Annotated in this window: 1 protein-coding gene; it reads left to right on the top strand. The window is 65.9% G+C overall.

Annotation, left to right across the window (positions count from 1 at the left end; translation table 11 throughout):
* Positions 1 to 320 (top strand): hypothetical protein (locus tag LL239_RS17615; protein WP_228164622.1); only part of this gene is annotated, 320 nt, incomplete at both ends.

Raw genomic sequence — 320 nt, 5'->3', positions numbered from 1 at the left:
TCGGGCGGGGTGCGGTTTCAGACGCTGGTCGCAGGGGCGATCGGAACCGGTGGGACACTGCTCCACCTGGACGCGGAAGATTCGCCACTCGCGGGAGTCCACTACCGCGTCAACGGCTCGTCGCAGGTCACCGGTCTTCAGGCGCTCGGTCAGGGCACCGGGGAAGACCAGAAGACGACCTACAGCGGCGGCGTCAACAACTGCATCATCCGTGACACGTGCAAGGACTTCGGCGACCTTGTGGGGGACGCGCTGCAAGACGCGTCGAACACGCACTACGCCCGCAACATCAACCCGGTCCGGCAGTGGAGCATCGGGTC

Origin of the sequence: Microbacterium testaceum, assembly GCF_020781835.1 — a bacterium.
GTDB classification, from domain to species: domain Bacteria; phylum Actinomycetota; class Actinomycetes; order Actinomycetales; family Microbacteriaceae; genus Microbacterium; species Microbacterium testaceum_H.
Note: the sequence above shows the minus strand (reverse complement) of the source record. Positions and strands in the feature narration are given on the sequence as shown.